General features: G+C 65.2%; 17 protein-coding genes and 1 tRNA gene. 13 read left to right on the top strand and 5 right to left on the bottom strand.

Annotation, left to right across the window (positions count from 1 at the left end; translation table 11 throughout):
- Window positions 1-162: 162 nt before the first annotated feature.
- The 3 genes from ACN0V4_RS11150 to ACN0V4_RS11140 all read right to left on the bottom strand — a co-directional run bounded on the left by ACN0V4_RS11150 (window position 163) and on the right by ACN0V4_RS11140 (window position 3,132).
- Window positions 163-1,680: a formate dehydrogenase beta subunit gene (locus tag ACN0V4_RS11150; protein WP_417676043.1), complete on the bottom strand. Its 1,518-nt coding sequence runs from the start codon at window positions 1,678-1,680 to the stop codon at window positions 163-165.
- Window positions 1,677-2,153 (bottom strand): formate dehydrogenase subunit gamma, encoded by a 477-nt coding sequence (locus ACN0V4_RS11145; protein WP_417676041.1) that lies wholly within the window; start codon window positions 2,151-2,153, stop codon window positions 1,677-1,679. The genes ACN0V4_RS11150 and ACN0V4_RS11145 overlap by 4 nt, the downstream gene beginning before the upstream one ends.
- Before the next feature lie 91 nt (window positions 2,154-2,244).
- The gene (locus tag ACN0V4_RS11140; RefSeq protein ID WP_417676039.1) at window positions 2,245-3,132 is read right to left on the bottom strand and encodes a LysR family transcriptional regulator; all 888 of its coding nucleotides are present in this window, start codon (window positions 3,130-3,132) and stop codon (window positions 2,245-2,247) included.
- A 213-nt stretch (window positions 3,133-3,345) separates the two neighbouring features.
- On the opposite strand from ACN0V4_RS11140, the gene ACN0V4_RS11135 reads away from it, so the two are divergent.
- The 5 genes from ACN0V4_RS11135 (at window position 3,346) to ACN0V4_RS11115 (ending at window position 8,536) form a co-directional block, all read left to right on the top strand.
- On the top strand, window positions 3,346-4,434 hold the full coding sequence (locus ACN0V4_RS11135; RefSeq protein WP_417676037.1) for an NAD/NADP octopine/nopaline dehydrogenase family protein: 1,089 nt from the start codon (window positions 3,346-3,348) through the stop codon (window positions 4,432-4,434).
- Window positions 4,431-5,429, top strand: a complete 999-nt coding sequence (locus tag ACN0V4_RS11130) for a 3-hydroxybutyryl-CoA dehydrogenase (RefSeq protein WP_417676035.1) — start codon at window positions 4,431-4,433, stop codon at window positions 5,427-5,429. The genes ACN0V4_RS11135 and ACN0V4_RS11130 overlap by 4 nt, the downstream gene beginning before the upstream one ends.
- Window positions 5,430-5,628: 199 nt before the next feature.
- The gene (gene dctP / locus ACN0V4_RS11125; RefSeq protein WP_417676033.1) at window positions 5,629-6,621 is read left to right on the top strand and encodes a TRAP transporter substrate-binding protein DctP; all 993 of its coding nucleotides are present in this window, start codon (window positions 5,629-5,631) and stop codon (window positions 6,619-6,621) included.
- A gap of 102 nt (window positions 6,622-6,723) precedes the next feature.
- On the top strand, window positions 6,724-7,218 hold the full coding sequence (locus ACN0V4_RS11120) for a TRAP transporter small permease (RefSeq protein ID WP_417676031.1): 495 nt from the start codon (window positions 6,724-6,726) through the stop codon (window positions 7,216-7,218).
- 1 nt (window position 7,219) lies between these two features.
- A complete protein-coding gene (locus ACN0V4_RS11115; protein WP_417676029.1) occupies window positions 7,220-8,536 on the top strand; it encodes a TRAP transporter large permease in 1,317 nt (438 codons plus the stop codon).
- A gap of 18 nt (window positions 8,537-8,554) precedes the next feature.
- On the opposite strand, the gene ACN0V4_RS11110 is transcribed toward ACN0V4_RS11115, so the two are convergent.
- Window positions 8,555-9,289: a GntR family transcriptional regulator gene (locus ACN0V4_RS11110; RefSeq protein ID WP_417676027.1), complete on the bottom strand. Its 735-nt coding sequence runs from the start codon at window positions 9,287-9,289 to the stop codon at window positions 8,555-8,557.
- 427 nt (window positions 9,290-9,716) lie between these two features.
- Window positions 9,717-9,806: transfer RNA gene (locus ACN0V4_RS11105), tRNA-Ser, on the bottom strand.
- Between the two features lie 124 nt (window positions 9,807-9,930).
- Here ACN0V4_RS11105 and ACN0V4_RS11100 point away from each other — a divergent pair.
- The 8 genes from ACN0V4_RS11100 to ACN0V4_RS11065 all read left to right on the top strand — a co-directional run bounded on the left by ACN0V4_RS11100 (window position 9,931) and on the right by ACN0V4_RS11065 (window position 16,912).
- Entirely contained in the window at window positions 9,931-10,806 is an 876-nt protein-coding gene (locus ACN0V4_RS11100; protein ID WP_417676025.1) for a DUF2059 domain-containing protein, read from the top strand.
- 3 nt (window positions 10,807-10,809) lie between these two features.
- Complete coding sequence (locus tag ACN0V4_RS11095; RefSeq protein ID WP_417676023.1) at window positions 10,810-11,619, top strand: DUF2059 domain-containing protein; 810 nt, start codon at window positions 10,810-10,812, stop codon at window positions 11,617-11,619.
- A 265-nt stretch (window positions 11,620-11,884) separates the two neighbouring features.
- Window positions 11,885-12,442, top strand: coding sequence for a 50S ribosomal protein L21 (gene rplU / locus ACN0V4_RS11090; RefSeq protein ID WP_417676021.1), 558 nt, complete (start codon window positions 11,885-11,887; stop codon window positions 12,440-12,442).
- Between the two features lie 12 nt (window positions 12,443-12,454).
- Window positions 12,455-12,724 carry a 50S ribosomal protein L27 gene (gene rpmA / locus ACN0V4_RS11085; RefSeq protein WP_417676019.1) on the top strand — a complete coding sequence of 90 codons (270 nt, stop codon included), beginning with the start codon at window positions 12,455-12,457 and terminating at the stop codon, window positions 12,722-12,724.
- Window positions 12,725-12,906: 182 nt separating this feature from the next.
- Window positions 12,907-13,443: a GNAT family N-acetyltransferase gene (locus ACN0V4_RS11080; protein WP_417676017.1), complete on the top strand. Its 537-nt coding sequence runs from the start codon at window positions 12,907-12,909 to the stop codon at window positions 13,441-13,443.
- Window positions 13,444-13,479: 36 nt separating this feature from the next.
- Window positions 13,480-14,514 (top strand): GTPase ObgE, encoded by a 1,035-nt coding sequence (gene obgE, locus ACN0V4_RS11075; protein WP_417676015.1) that lies wholly within the window; start codon window positions 13,480-13,482, stop codon window positions 14,512-14,514.
- Entirely contained in the window at window positions 14,502-15,608 is a 1,107-nt protein-coding gene (gene proB, locus ACN0V4_RS11070; protein WP_417676013.1) for a glutamate 5-kinase, read from the top strand. Before obgE ends, proB begins: the two co-directional genes overlap by 13 nt.
- Window positions 15,609-15,646: 38 nt before the next feature.
- On the top strand, window positions 15,647-16,912 hold the full coding sequence (locus ACN0V4_RS11065; protein ID WP_417676011.1) for a glutamate-5-semialdehyde dehydrogenase: 1,266 nt from the start codon (window positions 15,647-15,649) through the stop codon (window positions 16,910-16,912).
- Window positions 16,913-16,916 lie beyond the last annotated feature (4 nt).

Raw genomic sequence — 16,916 nt, 5'->3', positions numbered from 1 at the left:
CTTTGAGGACGACAGAGGATCGCGCCCGGCACCGAAGGGGGGCGCAATCGCGCCCGCCGCCGTGCCGCAGGCACGTCTTTGGCGTGACGGGGGCGGGGTTGGGCGCGATCCGGGACACTTCGCGCCCCGGGAAGTGAGTTTGTTTGCGGAGGTTCATGATGCTCATTCCGCCGCCTCCTTCACCGTCGCGAAATCCTCGGGGAAGCGTTGCAGCGCCGAGAGCACCGGATAGGGGGTAAAGCCCCCCAGCGCGCAGAGCGAGCCGTCCTTCATCACCTCGCAGAGATCGGTCAAGAGCGGCACCGCGCCGGCGTCGCCCTGGGCGATACGGTCGATGGTTTCGACCCCGCGCACCGCGCCGATGCGGCAGGGGGTGCATTTGCCGCAGCTTTCCACCGCGCAGAATTCCATCGCAAAGCGCGCCATCTTCAGCATGTCGGCGCTGTCGTCGAAGACCACCACGCCGGCGTGGCCGATCAGCCCGCCCTGACCGTCGAATTCCTCGTACCCGAAGGGGGTGGCGAAATCGGCAGGCGAGAAATAGGCGCCCAGCGGCCCGCCGATCTGCACCGCCTTGACGGGGCGGCCGCTGGCGGTGCCGCCGGCGATCGCTTCGACCAATTGCCCCAGCGGCATGCCGAAGGCGGTCTCGAACAGCCCGCCGTATCTCACGTTGCCGGCGATCTGCACCGGGATGGTACCCTTGGAATGGCCCAATCCGAAATCGGCGTAGAACTCCGCCCCCTTTTCGAAGATCACCGGCACGGTGGCGAGCGAGATCACGTTGTTCACCACCGTCGGTCGGCCCAGGAACCCCTCCAGCGCGGGAAGCGGCGGCTTCGCCCGCACCACGCCGCGCTTGCCTTCGAGCGAGTTCAGCAGCGAGGTTTCCTCGCCGCAGACATAGGCGCCGGCGCCCACCCGCACCTCGATATCGAAAGCATGGCGCGAGCCCAGCACCGAGGCGCCCAGAACCCCTTCGATCCGGGCAATCTCGATCGCCTGACGCAGCATGTCGATGGCAACGGGATATTCCGAGCGGATATAGACATAGCCCTTGGTCGCCCCGGTGCCGAGGCCGGCAATCGCCATGCCCTCGATCAGGCAGAAGGGATCGCCCTCGATGATCATGCGGTCGGCAAAGGTGCCGCTGTCGCCCTCATCGGCGTTGCAGACGATATACTTCTGCGGCGCCTTCGCCATCCGCACGGTGTCCCATTTGACCCCGGTGGGGAAGCCGGCACCGCCGCGGCCGCGCAGGCCCGACAGCTTGACCTCTTCGACGATCCGCAGCGCATCCATGCCCAGCGCTCGGCGCAGACCGGCCAGCCCGCCATGGGCCTGATAATCAGTCAGCGACAGCGGATCGGTCAGCCCGCAACGGGCAAAGGTCAGCCGGGTCTGATGGGCGAAGAAGGGGATATCCTCGACCCGGCCCAGCGTCTCGATCTTGCCATCGAACAGGGCAGGGACATCGGCGGCGGAGAGCGGCCCATAGGCCAGACGTTGGCCTTTGTCCTCGATCTCGACCAGCGGTTCCAGCCAGACCATGCCGCGGGTGCCGTTGCGGATCAGCTCGATTTCAATTCCGCGCGCCTGAGCCTCTGCCGCGATGGCCTCGGCCAGATCATCGGCTCCGAGCGCCTTGGCGGTGGAATCGAGGGGAACGTAAATCTTCATGCCTCGATCTCCGCGATGATGCGGTTAAGCTTTTGGGCATCGACCCGCCCCAGCAGCTTGCCGTCGACCATGGCCGCCGGTCCGCAGGCGCAAAGCCCCAGGCAATAGACCGGCTCCAAGGTCACGGCGCCGTTTTCGGTGGTGCCGTGCCATTCCACCCCGAGGCGGGCCTGCGCGTGATCGCCAAGGGCGGCCGCGCCCATCGCCTGACAGGCCTCGGCCCGGCAAATCTTCACCACATGGCGACCGGCGGGCAGGGTGCGGAAGTCGTGATAGAAGGAGACGACGCCATGCACCTCGGCCTTGGAGATATTGAGCGCCTCGGCGATCAGCGGCTGGGCGGTTTCGGGAATGACGCCGTAAGCGTCCTGAAGGGCATGGAGGATCGGCAGCAGCGGGCCTTCGAGATCGGAAAATCCGGCGATCAGCGCCTTGATCTCTTCCACCTCCGGCTGCGGGATGTCCCGTGGCATGGTTTGGTACTCCCAGTGTCTTACGACTGCTCTGGGGGCTGAGGTGATGTAAATCAATATCGAAGTTCCGTTAAGTGATAGATGATTTCTATCAATCTTGACGGTGCAGCCCCTCGGCCAGCTTCAGCAGGGCCTGCAGCACCGGCGTGCGCGGGTCCTGATGCGGCGCGATCAGCCCCACCGCCGGGCGGGTGCCCCGCCGTTCGATCGGCACCAGCTCCAGATCGTGGCCCATTGCGGTGAACCGCGCCATATCCTCCGGCAGGATGGTGACGAAGGGGCCGTTCAGCACGTTGGAGACCATGACGATGGTGGAATTCGATTCCACCAGAACCTGCGGCTCCACCCCGGCCTCCATCAGGTTGCGGTTGATGATCCGGCGGTTCTGCATGTCGGGCGTCAGCAGGCAGAGCCGGAGATCGCCAAGTTCCGCCCAGCCGATCCGGTCGCGCCCGGCCAGCGGGTGATCCGGCGAACAGACCAGGGCGTAATCTTCGTGATAAAGCGGTTGCGTGGTCATCCGCCCGAGCGGCTCACTGTCGAGATAGGTGATCCCGGCATCGACATCGAGATTGTCGAGCATCTGCAAAATCTCGCCCGAGGAGCGCGACAGCACGGTGAAGGTGACATTCGGATGCCGTTCGGCATAGCCGGCGGTCAGCCGCGCGGCCCAGGTCAGCGCGGTGGGAATGACCGCGATCCTGAGATGACCGGACAGCCCGGCATGCGAGGCGCGCATCTCGTCTCGCAACCGGCGACTGTCGCCGACGATGCGCCGCGCCCACTCCAGCGCGCGCTGGCCCTCGGGCGTCAGCCCGCCATAGCGCGACCCGCGCTGTACCAGCCGCACGCCCAATTGCTCCTCGAGCTTGCGAATGCCGGCGGACAGGGTGGGCTGGGTGATCCCCAGCGTTTCGGCCGCATGGCCAAAGTGCTTTTCCTTGGCCAGGGCCAGCAGCATTTCCAGCTTGTCGATCATCGGCAATGCCTATCGGAAGTGTGGATATTGATAGAACTGAAGCATGAATTCGACCTCAAGGTCCAGCGGTGGCCGTGACAGGTCGGATGATTTGCAGGCGATTTTGCGAAACGTGATACTTTTTTATAAAATATGTTTGACGTATGAAGCGATGGCCTTCTAACCTTCCGGTCAAACAGGCCCCCTAGAGGGCCGGAACGACAGGAGAGAAGGATGAAGATCACGGTTCTTGGCGGCGGCAACGGATCGCTCGCCGCTGCGGCGGATTTCGCACTGGCCGGGCATGACGTCACCCTGTGGCGGCGGGGCGCCGCCGAGGTGGCGCAACATCACGCGCTGAACGACACGATCACCCTGCGCGATGCCGAGGGCACGCATGAGGCGCATATCGCCAGGATCACCGACGATATCGCCGCCGCCATGAAGGGGGCCGAGCTGATCGTCTCTCCGGTGCCGGCACATGCGCATGAGGAAATGGCCCCGGTCATCGCGCCGCATTTCGAGCCCGGGCAGGTGCTGTTCCTGCCGCCCGGCACCCTGGGCACGGTGCTTTATGCGCGCGCTTGCGAAGCCGCCGGCACGGCGGCGGGGGTGGCCTTTGCCGAAACCGGCACGCTGCCCTGGCTGGTGCGCAAGCACGGGTTCGCCGAGGTGGTGATTTCCACCCGCGCGGTTCGCCTGCCCACCGGCGTGCTGCCGGTCGAGGATGGCGACCGGGCCCGGGCCGTGATCGACCGCGCCTTCCCCGGGGTGATCGAGGATTGCGGCGATGTGATCTCGGCGGCGCTGATGAACGCGGGGCCGATCATTCACCCGCCGCTGATCATCATGAACGCCGGCCCGCTTGAGCATTTCGAGGCCTGGGATATTCACAACGAAGGCACCCAGCCGGCGATCCGGCGCACCACCGATCTGCTCGATGCCGAACGGGTCGCCGTGCGCGAGGCCTTTGGCTATGGCGCGCCGCATTTCCCGCTGGCCGACCATTACCGCGACGGGGAGATGTGGATGTACGACCGCAAGAGCCGCGCCAATCTCAAGGACTCGAACGACTGGCGCGAAAACATCGTCCTGACCGAACACCGCTATATGATGGAAGACACGCGCCTGGGCCTGTCGCTGCTGGTGTCGTTGGCCGACGCGGCCGGGGTCGACGTGCCGGTGGCGCGGTCGCTGATGTCGCTGGGCGGGGCCATCACTGGGCAGGACTTCATGCAAACCGGGCGGTCGATTTCCAAGCTGGGTCTGACCGGCGGGGTGCGCGAGCTGCAGGCGCAGGTGGCCGGAAAGGTCACCGCATGACCGGCCGCATCGCCTGCCTTGGCGCCGGGCGGATGGGGCGCGGCATCGCGCTTTGCTTCGCCTGGGCCGGTCATCCGGTCGACCTGGTGGATTTCAAGCCGCGCCCGGCCGAGGCTTTCGACCGTCTCGCCGCCGAGGCCAAGGCGGAAATCGCCGAAACCCTGGCGATGATGGCGCGCTTCGACCTTGGCTCCGAGACCGCGGTCGAGGTGATCTCAAACCGCATCCGGGTGGTGCCGCAATCCTTGGCGGCCGAGGCGCTTGGACAGGCCGATGTCGTCTTCGAAGGGGTTCCCGAGATCCTCGATCTGAAGCGCGAGGCGCTGGCCGGGGCGCAGGCGCTGATGCGGCCCGGGGCGATCCTGGCCTCGACCACCTCGACCATCCTGGTGGATGACCTGTCGCCGGCTTTGCCGCGACCGGAGACATTCCTGAACGCCCATTGGCTGAACCCGGCCTTTCTGGTGCCATTGGTCGAGATTTCGGCCGGGCAGCGAACCGATCCGGCGGTTACCGCGCGGCTCTCGGCGCTGCTGGAGGGGATCGGCAAGGTGCCGGTGCCCTGCGCGGCCTCACCCGGCTATATGATCCCGCGGATCCAGCAGGTGGCGATGAACGAGGCGGCCCGCATGGTCGAGGAAGGCGTCGCCAGTGCCGCCGATCTGGAAAAGGCGATCCGCTATGGGTTCTCCTTCCGCTTCTCGGTGCTGGGGTTGCTGGAGTTCATCGACTGGGGCGGCGGCGACATCCTCTATCACGCCTCGAATTATCTGGCCCAGGCGCTGCACAGCGATCGCTATGCCGCTCCGCAGGTGATCCGTGACAACATGGCCGCCGGGCGCATCGGTCTGAAGACCGGGGCAGGGTTCCTCGATTACGAGGGCATGGATGTCGCCGCCTATCGCGAGGCGCGGCTGCGGGCCCTGGCCGACAGGCTGAAGGCCGAAGGCCTGGCCCGTGCTCCGGCCGCAACTCTGGTCACCGAAGCGGTGTGAGTGTCCACATTGTGCAATCGGCATCAAATTTTCGAAAATGATGGCGATTGTCTAAAACAAAATTGACAGCTCCATGGCTCTTGGAGACTGTTTCGGTGGACCCCGGCACACCGGGGCCACCCGCCGCGCAAGACGGCATCCCGTTCCGACAGGTCATCACTGACGCCGCGAAGACGGCACAACAGGAAGGTAGTCTCACATGCTCTCTCGTTCCAAATTTCTCCGCCGGAGCGCTGCCGCGCTGGCTCTGGCCCTGGCGCTTCCCGGGGCGGTCGCCGCGCAGGAAACGCTGAAGGCCATCACCTCTTTCCCGGTTCCGATGTTCTGGAGCCAGGAGTTCAAGGGCTTCATTGATCTGGTCAATGAAAAGGGCAAGGGCGTGGTCCAGATCCAGCTGATCGGCGGCCCCGAGGTGATCCCGCCGGCGCAGCAACTGGGGGCCGTGCAGCGCGGCATCGTCGATATCCAATATGGCCCGTCGACGCACCATCTGGGCACCGCGCCCGAGATCGACGCCTTTGTCGGCGCCACCAAGGACGCCGAGGAGATCCGCGGCAACGGCGGTCTGGCGCTGATGCAGAAGATCTTTGAGGAAAAGCTGGGGGTGCGGCTGGTGGCCTTGACCCAATCGGGGCTGCAATTTCATATCTGGTCCGTTGACGAACCCAAGATCGGGGCGGACGGCCTGCCGGATCTGGGGGGCATGCGCCTGCGGTCGCAGCCGATCTATACCGCCTTCTTCGAGAGCGTGGGGGCGGTGCCGGTGTCGGTGCCGGTGCCGGATGTCTATACCGGGCTGGAACGCAAGACCTTTGATGGCATCGGCTGGCCGGTCGCCGGGGTGATGGACCTGAGCTGGGACAAGTATCTGAAATACCGGATCGACCCGGGTTTCTTCAACACCGACCTGACGATCATCATGAACCCCGAAACCTGGGCCGGCCTGTCGGATCAGGCCAAGGCGGTGATCACCGAGGCCGCCGCCGAACATGAGATCGCCACCCGCGATCACCTGGCCCAGATCACGGCGGAAACCGATGCGGCGGTGCAGAAGAAGGGGATCAAGGTCATCACCCTCGAAGGCGAGGCGGCCAAGACTTATCTTGATCGCGCCTATGGCTCGGCCTGGGGCCGGCTGAAGGCTTCGGGATCGCCCTATTATGACGAGCTGCGGGCAAAGTTCTTTGAATGATCGTTCGGAACCGGCTCAGCCCTGCTGACCGGTTCTCGGCCGCGCCCCGGGGCCTTCCTGCCGGGGCGCCATCTTTTCACCCGATCTGATCAGAGACCTGCCTTGCGCCCAACTCTCTATGACCGCCTCGTCACCGGTCTGGCCGCCATCGGCGCCGCCAGCATCGGGCTTGTCGCCGCCGCCATCGTCCTTGACGTGGTGCTGCGCAACACCGGGCAACGCCCGTTCCAGAGCACTTCGGCGCTGACCGAATATGCACTTCTGTTTTCCACCATGTGCGCGGCCCCCTGGCTGGTGCGGGAGAACGGCCATATCGCCATCGGCGCCTTCACCGGGATGATGCCCGGTGCGGTGCGACGGGTCGTCAGCAGGATCGTCACCCTGCTGTCGGCGGCGATCACCGGGGTGCTGAGCTGGCGCGCTGCCGCGCTCACGCTCGAGGAACTGGCCACCGGGCGGCTCGACATGCGCTCGATCTCGATCCCGGGCTGGATTCTCTATGCCATGCTGGCGGTCGGGCTGTTCCTGATGGCGGTCGAATTTCTGCGCATGACCCTGCGGGGTGACCTTTATACCGGCGCATCGGGAGAGCATTGAGATGGATTGGATGTTTGCGCTTGCCCTCCTGGTGGGTGGGCTTTTCCTGCTGATGTTCCTCGGCATGCCGGTGGCGGTGGCCTTCCTCGGCGTGAACCTCGTGGGGGTGATGATCTTCATGGGGGGGCTGGGGGGGATCGACCAATTGGTCGCAAATGCCACCGACAGCGTGACCACCTTCGCGCTGCTGCCGGTGCCGCTGTTCACCCTGATGGGAGAGGTGCTGTTCCACTCCGGTCTGGCGGTGCGCATCTTTGACGCGCTCGACATGTGCTTCGGCCGGTTGAAGGGGCGGCTGAGCTATCTGACGGTGGCGGGGGGCACGTTGTTCGCCACGCTGTCGGGTTCGTCGATGGCCAATACCGCGATGCTCGGATCGACGCTGATGCCCGACATGCTGAAGCGCGGCTACAAGCCTCATATCATCATGGGGCCGATCATCGCCACCGGCTCGGTCGCGATGATCATCCCGCCGTCGTCGCTGGCGGTGCTGCTGGGCTCGCTCGCCCGGATCGACGTGGGGGCGCTGCTGATCGCCGGGCTGATCCCGGGGCTGATCCTGATGGCGATGTATGTGGTGGTGATCCGGCTGTCGCTGATCATCGACCCCGAGGCGGCGCCCACCTATGACGTCGCGCCGGCATCGGCGCGCGAGATCCTGCGCGCGCTGCTGGTGAACGTGGCGCCGATGGGGCTGGTGGTGTTCTGCGTGATCGGCCTGATCCTGCTGGGCTGGGCGACGCCGACGGAAAGCGCCGCCTTCGGTGCGCTGTCGGTGCTGCTGCTGTCGATTTGCTATGGCAAGTTCAGCCGCGCGATGCTGACCAAATCCTTCATGGGCACGCTGAAGGTGTCGGGCATGATGCTGATGATCCTGATCGGCTCAACCACCTTTTCCCAGCTGCTGGCGTTTTCCGGGGCCTCGAGCGGGTTGATCGGGCTGGCGACCTCCTATGACCTGGGTTGGTGGGCGCTGTTTGCCGGCATCCTGCTGGTGCTGATCGTGCTGGGGATGTTCATGGACCAGCTCAGCATCATGATGCTGACGCTGCCCATCTTCATGCCGCTGGTGCAGATGCATGGGCTCGATCCGATCTGGTTCGGTGTCATCATGCTGCTGGCGCTGGAGATGTCGCTGTCGACGCCGCCCTTCGGGCTGCTGTTGTTCGTCATGGCCGGGGTGGCGCCCAAGGGCACCTCGATCGGGGCGATCGCGCTGGCGACGCTGCCCTATCTGGCCTGTACGCTTTTGCTGATCCTGTTGCTGGCGGCCTGGCCCGGACTGGCGACCTGGCTGCCGGAGCTGATCCGCCACTGATCCAGGCCGGGGGCCGCCTCACGTCGTGGCGGCGGCCTCTGCCTTGAGGGTCATCGCCTCGATCACTTCTCCGGTGCGGCGCAGCGATCTGGCGAACATCTCCACCACCTCCGGGTCGCGGGCGACGGCGCGCTCGGCGATGGCCTGATGTTCCTCGATATAGCTGCGCTGGAGAAAGGCGTTATCGGCCGAAATGGTGAAGAACGGCCAGCGATAGCGCTGCGTCTGCTCGTAGAGCTGGGTGGAATAGCGCCGCAGCCAGTCCGAGCCCGAGGCGGCGATCAGCGCGGCATGAAAGGCCTCGTGGCGATCCTCCAGCTCGTTGCGTTCGGCGCCGGTCGAGGGGCGGTCTAGTTTCAGCACCCGCTCAAAGCTGAGCGACAGGGCGTGACAGGTGCCCAGCACCGAGACCTCCCATGCGTCGTCCCCGCGTGCGAGCGACCGGCGCAGCCCTTCGCAGTCGATCAGGATGCGGGCCTCCATCGCGTCCCACATTTCGGCGATCGACACCCCCGGCACCCGGAAGCCGCGGGCGGCGAAACCTTCGACCAGGCGTTCGCTCTGCAATCGGTTCAACGCCTCGCGCAGAGGTGAGAAGCTGAGCCCGTACCGGTCCTTCAGCGCCTGCAGGCGCAGGGGGCTGCCAGGAGGAAAATGTCCGCGCAGAATATCCGACCGCAGGCGGTCGTAGGCGTGCTGGCCCAGCGTCACGTCCTGGGGGCGTTCGGAATTTTCGTTGCTCTTGCGGGCCATACGTTCCCCTTTGTCGGCACGAGGTGCATCTCTATCGGTTTAAAAACCAGAGCCACCTTCGTCCATGCGTCAAGGAGAACTATTTTCGAAAATATGCCGCAGAATGTGAAAAATCCACACCGTTCCCCGGCTGCGCTGATTCCGCAACGCGGGGGCGGCGCGTGAACGGGCATCCTCCGGCTCGGGCCCGGCATGACGCCGCGCGTGATCGCGCCGGCCGATGACGCGGCTTGTGAACCGCAGCACAGACGGGAACAAATGTCCTGCGCCGTGGCAGGTTCCAGGTCTTCCGGTGGATGAATGGGTCCCGGGCCTGAAACATCGAAAGCCTGGCGCGCAAGCAGACCCGAATGGGCCTGGGTGGGATCAAACCAAGCGGATCGGGAAAGGGGAATATTATTAAAGCTCAATGCCATGAAAGGCATTGTGGCGGAGAGACAGGGATTCGAACCCTGGGTGGGCTTGCACCCACAACGGTTTTCGAGACCGCCCCGATCGACCACTCCGGCATCTCTCCGCGGGGGTCTGTGAGGGGTGCGTTTAACGGCAACCTCAGACCGTTGCAAGGGGCGTATTCGGCATCCTTTCGCTTTTTTTTGAATTTCCGTTGCGGGCGCCTTGGAAACTCGTACCTTCCGCGCATGAGCACCCTGATCACCCCCCGCATCACCCCTGTTTTCCGCCGGCATGGCCTGTTGGCGGTCCTCTCTGTCCTGCTGCTGATCGCGCTGCAGGCGTGGCCGCAGCCAGCGCGGGCGGCCGATCGAACGCGGATCGAAGGCTTTTTGCAGGTGACCGGATTCGACGTGGCGCTGGATGCCATCGGACAATCGGCCAGCGCCGCGCCCACCATGCTGGGAATCGATCCTGGCGCCTTCGGGGTGGAGTGGGAGCGGCTTTCGGCCCAGGTCTTCGACGCCAAGGTGATGCGCGGGCTGGCGCTGGAGCTGTTGCAGCCGACGCTCAAGGACGATTGGCTGGATCACGCCATGGCCTTTTATGGCTCGGATCTGGGCAAGCGTCTGGTGGCGGCCGAGAATGCGGCGCAGGAGAATGAGGATAACGCGGCCGAGGAAGAGGCGGGCGCCAAGCTGCTCGATCAGATGCGGGCCGAAGGGGCGCCGCGCGCCGCCCTGTTGTCCGAGATGATCGACGTGATCGGCGGCACCGACGCGAGCGTGCGGGCGCTGCAGGAGATCCAGTATCGCTTTCTCATGGCGGCGAGCGCCGCCGGGGTGATCGAACTGCGCACCGATTCCGACGGGCTGCGTGCCATGCTCGACCAGAATCGCCAGGACCTGGCGGCGGCGATCCGCATCTCCTCGCTGAACAAGTCGGCCTATACCTATCGCGATTTCACCGATGACGAGATCCGCCAGTATATCGACGCGCTGAAGGCGCCCGAGATGCAGAAGGTCTATGAGCTGTTGAACGCGGTGCAGTTCGAGGTGATGGCGAACCGGTTCGAGGTGCTGGCGGGCCGGATGGCGACGCTGGGCAAGGGCGAGGATATCTGATCCATGCGGCTGCTGATCATCCTGCTGTTGGTCCTGACGCCGCTGCGCGCGATGGCGGCCGGGGTGGACGATCTGGCGCGGCTGCTCAGGATTGACGATCTGGCCGAGGCGCTGCATCAGGAGGGGCTGCAGCACGGCGCCGCGCTGGATGCCGAGCTGCTGGACGGGCAGGGCGGCGATCACTGGGCCGGAGAGGTGGCGACGATCTACGATGCCGCGGCGCTGGCGCTGGCGGTTCGCACGGCGCTGTCCGAGCATTTGACTGGCGAGCAGATCGCCGCGGCCATCGCTTTCTATGACACCCCGCGCGGGCGAGAGATCGTGACGCTGGAACTGTCGGCGCGGCAGGCGCTGCGCGATCCAGACACCGAAAGCGCCGCGCGCGGGCTCTGGCTGGGGATGAAGAGGCGCGGCGACATGCCGGAGCCGCTGGCCGATATCGCCCGCTATATCGAGGTCAACGATCTGATCCAGTTGAACGTCGAAAGCGCGATGAGCGCGAGCTATGCCTTTCTGACCGGGCTGGCCGACGGCGGCGCGCTGGATCTGACCCCGGCGGAGCGGCTGGATCAGGTCCGTGGCGAGGCGGCAGCGACGCGGGCCGAAACCGAGGATTGGCTGTTCGCCTATCTCCTGCTGGCCTATCGGCCGCTGGCGCCGGAAGACCTGCGCGCCTATGTCGGATTTTGCGAAACCCCGGCCGGCCAGGCGCTGAACCGGGCGCTGTTTCAGGGATTCGGCGCGATCTATCCCGAGATCTCCTATCGGCTGGGGCGGCAACTGGCGGCCGAGATGCTGGCCAGCGATATCTGAGCCGACCAGAAGCGGGGCGGCGACGCGCGCGCGGGCAAACTGCGCGGTTTTCCCCGGAAAACCGGGGGAAATGGCGGTAACTCCTGTTGACAGCGCGGCCCGCCGACGTCATAAGCGCGCATCCCGGCCCGTGATCTGCGTGCCGGGTTTCTCTATCATGACGCTCCGAAAGGGGCGCGCTGTCTGACGGTGGTGCGGGTGTAAATCCCGGCCGCAAACGCCCCGCACGGGGGACCACAGGACGCGGTAAGAAAAGGAATGACCCATGTTCGCGGTCCTCAAGACCGGTGGCAAGCAGTATAAAGTCCAGGCGGGCGACGTGCTCCGCGTGGAAAAACTGGCTGCCGATGCCGGCGAAAAAGTTCAGTTCAACGATGTTCTGATGCTGGGTGGCGACGCCCTCGTCGTCGGCGCGCCCTTCGTGGCTGGCGCCGCCGTTCAGGCTGAAGTGATCGACCAGGTCAAAGCTGACAAGGTGATCCACTTCGTTCGCCGTCGCCGGAAGCATTCGAGCAAGCGCACCAAGGGCCACCGTCAAAAGCTGACCCTGATCAAGATCACCGACATCCTGGCCTCGGGCGCGGATGCGACCGGTGTCAAGGCTGCCACCGGCAAGGGCGCTGACGTTCCCGCCGCCGCCGGCGCCGACGATCTGACCAAGATCACTGGTGTCGGCCCCGCCGCCGCCAAGAAGCTGGTCGAAGCCGGTCTGGCGACCTTTGCTCAGATCGCAGCCTTGTCGGAAGCCGATATTGCTGCTATCGACGCGGTCAAAGTGAAACCCGAATGGGTTGAACAGGCCAAAGAGCTGGCTCAGGCGTAAGGAGAGAGACGAATGGCACACAAGAAAGCTGGCGGTTCCTCCCGCAACGGCCGCGACTCTGACGGTCGCCGCCTTGGCGTGAAACTCTATGGCGGCCAGGCCGTCATCCCGGGCAACATCATCGTGCGTCAGCGCGGCACCAAGTTCTGGCCGGGCGAAGGCGTTGGCATGGGCAAGGATCACACGATCTTCGCCGTGACCGATGGCGCCGTGAAGTTCCACAAGGGCCTCAAGGGCCGCACCTTCATTTCGGTCCTGCCCGCGGCGGAGGCCGCCGAGTAAGCCGTAACCTGAAGGGTTCAAGAACTTAGGGGGATCGGCGAAACCGCCGGTCCCCTTTCTCGTTCCGGCGCTGCGGCGGCATGTGCCCTTGCAGAGCGGCTCGAGGAAAAACATATGAGTGTCATGGTTTTCCAGCAGAACCTGCCCGAAGTCGCTGTGATGTTCGGAGGAGGAACAGACAGATGAAGATGGATCAGATCACCACGCAGCCGGTCATCGAGACCGAGCGGTTTACACTGCGTCCGCTCAGGCGGTCGGATATGGGGCTGATCGAGCTCTACGCAGGCGACGTGCGGGTCGCGAAGATGACCACCTCGATCCCGCATCCCTATCCGCCGGGCGCGGCGGAGGCTTTCGTGACCCGCGCCATGGATCCGGAAGCCGAAGCAGCTGTCTGGGCCATCGACGGCACCAAGTCGGGCGAGGGGGAATTGCTGGGGCTGATCAATCTCAAGCAGATGGATCGGAACCAGTCCGAGGTGAGCTATTGGGTGGCGCCGCTGTTTTGGAACACTGGCCTGGCGTCTGAGGCGGTGGAGGGATTGGTCGCCGCCAACCCCCTGAAGAATGCCGCGATGTTTGCCAGCGTCTTTCAGGACAACCCGGCCTCGGCCCGGGTTCTGACACATAGTGGCTTTGCCTATCTTGGCGATGCTGAAACCTTTTCGGTGGCGCGTGATGCCACCGTACCCACTTGGACCTACAGCCGAAAACTGTGATTGTGGCTGGATGGTCCTTTGCGTTAGGGAACGCTCATGAAATTTCTCGATCTCGCAAAGGTCTATATCCGGTCCGGTGCCGGGGGGAACGGATGCATCAGCTTCCGGCGCGAAAAGTTCATTGAATTCGGTGGCCCCGACGGCGGCGACGGCGGCGATGGCGGTTCTGTCATCGCCGAGGCGGTCGACGGGCTGAACACGCTGATCGATTTTCGCTATCAGCAGCATTTCTTCGCCGAGAACGGTCAATCCGGCATGGGCCGGCAGCGCACCGGCAAGGACGGAGAGGACATTCTTCTGCGGGTGCCGGTCGGCACCGAGATCCTCGACGAGGATCTGGAGACGGTGATCGCGGATCTCTCCACCCTGGGCGAGCGGGTGGTGCTGGCCCGCGGCGGCAACGGCGGTTTCGGCAACCTGCACTTCAAGACCTCGACCAACCAGGCGCCGCGCCGGGCCAATCCGGGGCAGGAGGGGATCGACCGCACCATCTGGCTGCGGCTCAAGCTGATCGCCGACGCCGGGCTCTTGGGGCTGCCCAATGCCGGCAAGTCGACCTTCCTGGCGGCGACCTCGAACGCGCGCCCGAAGATCGCCGACTATCCCTTCACGACGCTGCACCCGAACCTGGGCGTCGTCGGCATCGACGGGGTGGAATTCGTGGTGGCCGATATCCCCGGGCTGATCGAAGGCGCCTCGGAAGGCCGCGGTCTGGGCGATCTGTTCCTTGGCCATGTCGAACGCTGTGCGGTGCTTTTGCACCTGGTCGACGGCACCTCGCCCACCTTGGTCGAGGATTACGAGACCATTATCGGAGAGCTTGAGGCCTATGGCGGCGATCTGGCCGACAAGCCCCGGGTGACCGTGCTGAACAAGATCGACGCGCTTGACGATGAAGAACGCGAGTTGGCTCAGGAGATGCTGGAAGAGGCCGTTGGCGGCCCCGTCCTGATGATGTCCGGTGTCAGCCGCGAGGGCGTGACCGAGGTGCTGCGCGCGCTGCGTGCCCGCATCGACGACGACCGCCTGCGTCAGATCCCTGCGAAGGAGAATGAGACGTGGCAACCCTGACCGACGCAAAGCGCGTGGTGGTCAAGATCGGCTCGGCCCTGTTGGTGGACCGGGTCACCGGCGATCTGCGCAGCGCCTGGCTGCATTCGCTGGCCGAGGATGTGGCGGCGCTGAAAGCGCGTGGCATGGATGTGGTGCTGGTGTCTTCCGGCTCGATCGCGCTGGGGCGCGGCGTGCTGGGGCTGCCGCGGGCGGAACTGGCGCTGGAACAGTCGCAGGCCGCCGCCGCCGTCGGCCAGATCCGGCTGGCCCGCGCCTATGAAGAGGTGCTGGGCCCGCATGGCATCACCACCGCCCAAGTGCTGGTGACGCTGGAGGACAGCGCCGACCGCCGCCGCTATCTCAACAGCCGGGCGACGATGGAAACCCTGCTGGGCTATGGCGTGGTGCCGATCGTGAACGAGAACGACACCGTCGCCACCGACGAGATCCGCTATGGCGACAACGACCGGCTGGCGGCCCAGGTCGCGGTCACCGTCGGCGCTGACCGGCTGATCCTGCTGTCTGATGTGGATGGCTTCTATACCGCCAACCCGAACGACGATCCCGATGCCCGGCGCTATGACGTGATCGAGGAGATCACGGCCGAGATCGAGGCGATGGCGGGCGATGCCGGCTCGGGCCTGTCGAAGGGCGGCATGAAGACCAAGCTGATGGCAGCCCAGACCGCGACGGCGGCGGGCTGCGCCATGGCGATCACCGAAGGCTCGCGGATGAACCCGCTGAAAGGCCTGGAACAGGGGGCGCCGGCCACCTGGTTCACCGCGCAGATGGATCCGCAGGCGGCCCGCAAGGGCTGGATCGGCGCGATGAAACCGCGCGGGTTGATCACCATCGACGACGGTGCCGCGCGGGCGCTGAGCAATGGCAAGAGCCTCTTGCCCGCCGGGGTGGTCAAGGTCGAGGGCGAGTTCGGCCGGGGCGATCCGGTGGCGATCCTCGATCCCAAGGGCCACAAGATGGGCCAGGGGCTCAGCCGCTATACGGCCCTTGAGGCAGAGAAGATTCGCGGCCATCATTCGGCCGAGATCGAGGAAATCCTGGGCTATCCCGGTCGGGCGGCCCTGATCCACCGCGACGACATGGCGGTTTAAGGTACAACCTCAACATACTGAAGAAAAAGGCAGATGCGATGAAAGACAGCATGACGATCCCCGCCCTGATGGCTGAGATTGGTGCCCGCGCGAAAGCGGCGGCGGCAGAGCTGGCTTTCGCACCAGCCGCGCAAAAGACTGCCGCGCTCAACGCGGCGGCGGATGCGGTCTGGGCGCATCGGGCCGAGATCATCGAGGCCAATGCCAAGGATCTGGACTATGGCCGCGACAAGGGGCTGACCCCGGCGATGATGGACCGGCTGCTCTTGGATGAGGCGCGGCTTCAGGGCATCGTCGACGGGCTGCGCACGGTGGCGGCCCAGGCCGATCCGATTGGCGCGGTGATCGCCGAATGGGACATGCCTTCGGGGCTCCATATCGAACGGGTGCGCACGCCCCTGGGCGTGGTCGGCGTGATCTATGAATCGCGCCCCAACGTGACGGCAGATGCCGGCGCGCTCTGCCTCAAGGCGGGCAACGCGGTGATCCTGCGCGGCGGTTCGGAAAGCTTCCATTCCTCCAGCGCCATTCACGCCTGTCTGGTCGAGGGGCTGAAGGCCGCAGGCCTGCCCGAGGATGCGATCCAGCTGGTGCCGACGCGTGATCGCGCCGCGGTGTCCGAGCTGCTGACGATGACCGATTATGTCGACGTCATCGTGCCGCGCGGTGGCAAGGGTCTGGTGGGATTGGTCCAGCGCGAGGCGCGGGTGCCGGTCTTTGCCCATCTCGAAGGGATCGTTCACATCTATATCGACGCCTCCGCCGATCTGGCGAAGACGCTGAAGGTGGTGATGAACGCCAAGACCCGGCGGACCGGCATCTGCGGCGCCGCCGAATGCCTGCTGGTGCATCAGGACGTGGTCGAGACCATCGGCAAGCCGGTGATCGAGGCCCTGGTTGCGGCCGGCGTCGAGGTCCATGCCGCCGGCGCCCTGGCCGAGGTCGCCGGCACCACGCCCGCGACCGAGGAGGACTGGGGGCACGAATTCCTCGATATGGTGATCGCGGCCAAACCGGTGGCGGATATCGACGGCGCCATCGCCCATATCCGCCGCTACGGGTCGAACCACACCGATTGCATCATGGCCGAGGATACCTGGGCGGTGGAGCGGTTCTTCGAACGGCTCGACAGCGCGATCCTGATGCACAACGCCTCGACCCAATTCGCCGATGGCGGCGAATTCGGCATGGGGGCCGAGATCGGCATCGCCACCGGCAAGATGCACGCCCGTGGCCCGGTCGGGGCCGAGCAATTGACCAGCTTCAAATATCTGGTCACCGGCGACGGCGCGGTGCGGGGCTGATAGC

Origin of the sequence: Pseudodonghicola sp., assembly GCF_048268305.1 — a bacterium.
GTDB lineage: Bacteria > Pseudomonadota > Alphaproteobacteria > Rhodobacterales > Rhodobacteraceae > Pseudodonghicola.
Note: the sequence above shows the minus strand (reverse complement) of the source record. Positions and strands in the feature narration are given on the sequence as shown.

What these genes read in the sequence shown, in the direction of transcription:
- ACN0V4_RS11150 (WP_417676043.1), bottom strand. Translation starts at nt 1,680, where the DNA reads ATGAAGATTTACGTTCCCCTCGATTCCACCGCCAAGGCGCTCGGAGCC.
- ACN0V4_RS11145 (WP_417676041.1), bottom strand. Translation starts at nt 2,153, where the DNA reads ATGCCACGGGACATCCCGCAGCCGGAGGTGGAAGAGATCAAGGCGCTG.
- ACN0V4_RS11140 (WP_417676039.1), bottom strand. Translation starts at nt 3,132, where the DNA reads ATGATCGACAAGCTGGAAATGCTGCTGGCCCTGGCCAAGGAAAAGCAC.
- ACN0V4_RS11135 (WP_417676037.1), top strand. Translation starts at nt 3,346, where the DNA reads ATGAAGATCACGGTTCTTGGCGGCGGCAACGGATCGCTCGCCGCTGCG.
- ACN0V4_RS11130 (WP_417676035.1), top strand. Translation starts at nt 4,431, where the DNA reads ATGACCGGCCGCATCGCCTGCCTTGGCGCCGGGCGGATGGGGCGCGGC.
- dctP (WP_417676033.1), top strand. Translation starts at nt 5,629, where the DNA reads ATGCTCTCTCGTTCCAAATTTCTCCGCCGGAGCGCTGCCGCGCTGGCT.
- ACN0V4_RS11115 (WP_417676029.1), top strand. Translation starts at nt 7,220, where the DNA reads ATGGATTGGATGTTTGCGCTTGCCCTCCTGGTGGGTGGGCTTTTCCTG.
- ACN0V4_RS11110 (WP_417676027.1), bottom strand. Translation starts at nt 9,289, where the DNA reads ATGGCCCGCAAGAGCAACGAAAATTCCGAACGCCCCCAGGACGTGACG.
- ACN0V4_RS11100 (WP_417676025.1), top strand. Translation starts at nt 9,931, where the DNA reads ATGAGCACCCTGATCACCCCCCGCATCACCCCTGTTTTCCGCCGGCAT.
- ACN0V4_RS11095 (WP_417676023.1), top strand. Translation starts at nt 10,810, where the DNA reads ATGCGGCTGCTGATCATCCTGCTGTTGGTCCTGACGCCGCTGCGCGCG.
- rplU (WP_417676021.1), top strand. Translation starts at nt 11,885, where the DNA reads ATGTTCGCGGTCCTCAAGACCGGTGGCAAGCAGTATAAAGTCCAGGCG.
- rpmA (WP_417676019.1), top strand. Translation starts at nt 12,455, where the DNA reads ATGGCACACAAGAAAGCTGGCGGTTCCTCCCGCAACGGCCGCGACTCT.
- ACN0V4_RS11080 (WP_417676017.1), top strand. Translation starts at nt 12,907, where the DNA reads ATGAAGATGGATCAGATCACCACGCAGCCGGTCATCGAGACCGAGCGG.
- obgE (WP_417676015.1), top strand. Translation starts at nt 13,480, where the DNA reads ATGAAATTTCTCGATCTCGCAAAGGTCTATATCCGGTCCGGTGCCGGG.
- ACN0V4_RS11065 (WP_417676011.1), top strand. Translation starts at nt 15,647, where the DNA reads ATGAAAGACAGCATGACGATCCCCGCCCTGATGGCTGAGATTGGTGCC.